We start from the raw sequence: 215 nt of genomic DNA, 5'->3' as shown, positions 1-215 counted from the left end.
GCGGTAGTTCAGTCGGTTAGAATACCGGCCTGTCACGCCGGGGGTCGCGGGTTCGAGCCCCGTCCGCTCCGCCAGAACAAGGCCCGTTCAAATGAACGTTTTGAACGGGCTTTTGTATTAAAGATGTAAGCAGTACGTTGTCCCCTTCGTCTAGAGGCCTAGGACATCACCCTTTCACGGTGAGTACAGGGGTTCGAATCCCCTAGGGGACGCCA

At 56.7% G+C, this 215-nt stretch carries 1 tRNA gene; it reads left to right on the top strand.

Annotation, left to right across the window (positions count from 1 at the left end):
• Positions 1-139: 139 nt before the first annotated feature.
• A tRNA-Glu gene (locus tag DIE08_RS35420) sits at positions 140-215 on the top strand.

The organism is Burkholderia sp. Bp9004, from assembly GCF_003858025.1.
Classification (GTDB): Bacteria; Pseudomonadota; Gammaproteobacteria; order Burkholderiales; family Burkholderiaceae; genus Burkholderia; species Burkholderia diffusa.
The sequence above is the reverse complement of the archived record's forward strand: the minus strand, read 5'-3'. Positions and strand labels throughout refer to the sequence as shown.